The organism is Solemya elarraichensis gill symbiont, assembly GCF_002021095.1.
In the GTDB taxonomy this organism is placed as follows: domain Bacteria; phylum Pseudomonadota; class Gammaproteobacteria; order Chromatiales; family Chromatiaceae.
In genome coordinates this window covers 1-4,622 of the sequence record NZ_MPRK01000146.1, presented here as the reverse complement: position 1 = coordinate 4,622, position 4,622 = coordinate 1, and the positions used below count along the sequence as shown (strand labels likewise).

2 protein-coding genes are annotated in these 4,622 nt (G+C 46.0%); one reads left to right on the top strand and one right to left on the bottom strand.

The genetic code is table 11. The annotated features are described in order from the left end of the window. Positions 1-1,923 precede the first annotated feature (1,923 nt). Positions 1,924-2,070 carry a hypothetical protein gene (locus tag BOW51_RS11170; RefSeq protein WP_167367277.1) on the top strand — a complete coding sequence of 49 codons (147 nt, stop codon included), beginning with the start codon at positions 1,924-1,926 and terminating at the stop codon, positions 2,068-2,070. A 608-nt stretch (positions 2,071-2,678) separates the two neighbouring features. Here BOW51_RS11170 and BOW51_RS07750 read toward each other — a convergent pair. Beyond that, positions 2,679-2,936 carry a hypothetical protein gene (locus tag BOW51_RS07750; RefSeq protein WP_078477183.1) on the bottom strand — a complete coding sequence of 86 codons (258 nt, stop codon included), beginning with the start codon at positions 2,934-2,936 and terminating at the stop codon, positions 2,679-2,681. Between the last annotated feature and the right edge of the window lie 1,686 nt (positions 2,937-4,622).

The following is a 4,622-nucleotide window of genomic DNA, read 5'->3' as shown; positions in this document are numbered from 1 at the left end:
TTCTCCATAATGATTCATGAAACTAAGACGACCATTGTATTTGATTCATTCATTTAACTTTTCTATAGAAATAGGGTTGATTTATAATAATAATTTGCATACATGGTGGCAGACCACACACTTATCTTTCTTATCAAATGTAACATAGATCCTTCATGAGCATTGGAATCCTGTTAAAGTATAGTACAATTATCAAACACAAATACAATGATCTAAACTCAAGTACAACTCAAGTGGTAACAGACGGCTCAGGGTAGTTTTGACAGGGGCAGGGGTGGCTTTCAGCAATGTACTAAGGGGTAAGAGTATTAATAATTTGTTACTAGTAACAGTAGGTGTAGGGGGCAATAAAAGGTTTGTTTGCTGGTGTCTTATCAGTATCACTGGATTTCTTTCTCCTTCTTTCAAAAGTAAAATGTTTGGAATATGCGAAATGAGGTTCTTTACAGTTTGCGCATTTCATTGGTTTGGCAGAGGTAGAGCTATTATGTCCGAATTCAGTACATCGAGAGCACACGGCCTCTCAGTTGCCTGCATGCCCTTTTAGTCCTGCTGAGGAACAGTTGAACCTTGCTTAAGGACATTAAGTTTTTTTCTTGCACTTCTGCACTTCTGGGTACTTCAGACATTCCATAAAAAGGTTTTGCCGGGTAGACTTTTTCTACCCTTGGGCATTTTGAGATTTTTTACTTTTATTACCTGCCCCTGAATGCTAAATTAACGATATTTTGTAACGAAGTGTAAAAGCCTATGTTTTGCTTATCTATGCAAATTTCGTGTTAAATATTATAGATCTATACTCAAGTTTGTAAGAGATTGAAAAACAGGGGGAGATAACTCCCCGATGTACTTAACCTAGATTATGCCCCTTTAATCTAGGCTCCTCTGAGCCTATTGTAGCTGTAAAAGGGGGTCATCACCCACCTCTAGATCCTGGAAGCCATCCTGTGTTGCCTTCTAGACAGAGAGATCCTCAGTACTGTGGGTTAAATACTAACTGATGTACTCCTGCGTCTCACTAGCCAGATTGGCTATGCGCTGTCCACGTGGCATCACACGCTGGCAACCAGACTTTCCTTGGTGGATGCGCAAACCTTGTTGGTTCTTGCCCATCTTTCCGCAATTACAGGTGACCGTAGTTCGATTAGGCAGGCCGTGTCGATTTCATGAAATCCGTCCAAGTGCGTCTATCATCCTCCCCCTTGTCTTTCATTTATGGAGTCTGTAGCTTGTTTTGGGGTGTACTCTCTCGAAAACTGCAATTTGGGATGCTACCTCTTCTGCCCGGTCCAGTCTGTTCCTGGTTCTGTCCCTCCAGTGTCACCGTTCTGTTCTCGGTTGTCATCCAGTCTTTCCTAGAAGTTTTTGGTCTTCCAGGTGTGAAATGTAAATAGTACAATTTAGTACCTGAAGTAGGTAGTAGACTGCTTCTCAACCAACATCCTCAGCATGAATGTTTCGGCCCTCTATTGCATGAACACTCTGGTGGCGGGTGCGCCCACAGTGGTGATCAGTCAGTGCGCGTTGGTTGATTGCTCTCAGTCCTTCCCCTCTCGTCTCAGCCACAGCCAACTTGATGCCCGTTCTGCTGCTTGGCTCAGTCTCTGGATAGCCGCCAACCTCAATCTGCCAGTAGCTCCTACTGTTGCCATCGGTCTGCACACGGACTGGACACAGAAACCTCTCACGCCGACTTCTACAGGGAACAGCCAAGTACGCCAGCCTCGTTGCTTACAGAGATCCAGGAGCTCTGTGTACTTTGCTTTCTTCCTCCCATAGGCCTCATCACACCTAGTGTCCCATTACATTGTCCGCTCGATGACAATGAGCTTCTTCCCTGTCTTGGACCATAGTACGATGTCTGTTCGTAAAGTCGTCTGTACCACGTCAGGGAAAACCAGTATATTCCCAAGGTTAACCTCCATGTTCCAGCCAGTTGATGAACGCTGTGATTTCTGTCTTGCTGGTCTCACCCGACTTGACAAAAGCAATGTGCCTGCGGTGGGGGTGGTTGCCATGATCCTTCTTCTGCTCTTTCTTCAGCCAGTCAGCCAGCTCTCCGAGGACTGAGTCATGTATCCAGCGGTATCAACCCTGTGTCAGTGCTGTAGAACAGGATGGCAGGGCATGCTCTAATGTGCCTGGTTTCTCACAGAGACTGTATTTGGGGTCAGCTGTAAGTCCCAATCGGCACAGATTCGCTGGATATGGTAGCAGGTCATAGATAGACCTAAGAAGGAAAATCTCAGTGACTCATACTTCCAGATATTTCCCCAGGTCAGCTCCCTGTCTGTTGTATTCCACGTAGTCCATGCTCCCTGTACTCCCATTTCCTTCTTCTAACCTCCTGACCTCTGACTGGATTATCGCTCGCCTCTCCTTCTGGTCTGATCGGCTCCACAGTTGTACTTTTGTTGTACCGATCCCCTCACGTCCAATAGCAGTCACTCCGACAATGTCTTTGTGATTGAGGTTGATCTCTTCCTGGCTTACAGATGCTGTTGCTAACCATTTCCTGCTGGTACGGGTTTCGAACTTTGCCTCACGGATAAGTTCGTCTAGAGAGTCCCTCGGAGACAGCACAAGTCTTGTCTTGGCGGTCTCAAGCTCCTCAACCAGTGCAGCTTGTTTCTCTTCGCGTAGAGTCCAATCCTTGTGAAACTAGGTGGAATTCCGAGCTACTTCCTGAGGTGTCGGCTGGCGCTTCTCTCCAGGGCTTCTACTGCCGTACCGGATACCTCATACAACATCATTGGCAAGATCAGTCTTGGGAGCAGTGCATGCTGGTAAAGCCAGGCTTTGAACTTGCCAGGTAGTCCACAGCTGTCGATCTTCTTGAGACCATCTTGTACCTGCTGCTCGAGCTTCCTGACATTGTCCCGATCTTGTAGACTAGCATCGAACCACTTGCCCAGGCACTTGATTGGACTTGACACTATGGATGGGATCTCTTCGTTCTGTACGTAGAGCTTGAACCTATCTGTCGTCTGCCCCTTCCTGATGATCAGATCTGGAATTGGCTGTCTTGAACTCCATTCTTTCCCATAAAGCTACATCTGTCAGGGCTGTCAGCATCCACCTGGATCGGATGTGAGTTGTTGACGTCAAGGTGAGGTCATCCATGAAGCCTCTACTAGATGGGAGATAGATTCCTGATTCCGTCTTTGGTCCCCGCGTCTCTCGTTGGGCAGCGTTGATCAGCAGGTTCATCCCCATAATGAAAAGTACCACGGAAACTGTAAATCCTGTAACAATTCCTTTCTCCAACTTCTGCCATCTGGTTAGTTGGTCACCTACAGTAAACCGGAGCTGGATTCCATCCAGGTAGCTGCTGCTGATTTTCTGTATGTGACCATCCACATGGTAGTGTCGGCTGTGTAGTTCAACTGGTGTCGAATTGATCCATATGCGTTGACTAGGTGAAGTCAGACTACAGTGAGGTCTAGTGAGTACTGGTGTGTTCTACGCACCCTGAGAAATCTGGGACTCCTCCCTTCTGGACCGAAGTGTTGATATACGCATTTGCTGTCAGAAAAGATGTCAGCCATTCGGCCATGGCTAAAAATATTTTCCCCTCGACGTTGAGCAACGATATCGTTCTGAACTGGTGGATCGTCTTGGAATTTTGGTCCTTTGGTGTAAATATCCATTTAGCCTCCTTCCAAGCATCTGGAACATCCCCCTTCCTACAGCCTACTTTGCGGTGCTTCCACAACTACTGGAGATTGTTTGAGTGAATGGGTTTAACGTTCTTTTTTAGCAATCTTTCAGTCATACAGGACTGTGTATGCAAGTATTTTTCTGTGCTGTGCCCTTATGGTCGACTTTTACGACCTGCTAGGGTGAGCAGTGGGCCAATTCTCCAAACCCCCGGTACCCACATGGAAGGTAACCGCTTGAGAAGTAGTGGGTACATCTTGTACGGGATGGCGATGGATATGGGGGCTGAAGCAGTTCTCGCTTTCTTGATGACCTCCTTCACCTCTCCCAGCGTTGGTTCAGAAACATCCAGCCTCTTTTGTGGTGCCTTTGCTGGTTCTATTCGGTCACAGTCCCCTAGTGCGTCCTCTCAATTGGGATCAGAGTGGGTAAAATGAAGGTATCTCTCAACCTCTTCAAGTGGGGTTTCCAACTTCCCTGACCTTTCTTTCTCGAGTATGGATTGGCTGTGAATGCTGCTCTCTTCTTTGTCCTTTCTCTTGCTTTTCTTCTCGTGTTCTCAACCTTCCGTAGTGAGGTCAGCTGTAACTGCACTGTCTCTCTTAGCCGAGCTAATCCACGCCTTTTTGTGGGTGAGCTGTTGCGGTGCCTTCGACATGTTAAATACAAGCAATGATCATATGAACAAAGTCTAGATCATGTACCATTAATCATGTGTGGACTTCGCTGTCCGGACCCTATTTGTCAGTATTTGTTTTTAATTTGACCGCCATTTTACGCCATATCATGATAGAAGTATTCTATTTACATGATACATTAATATTTTCATTATTGTTTTACTAATGAGGCACAATATACATCATTTATTACACACACAATCAACAATTTCAAAGTGGTAGTCAATTTCAAGAATTTCGGCAGCCATCTTGGACGCCATCTTGAATTTCTCAAATTGCTCAAGG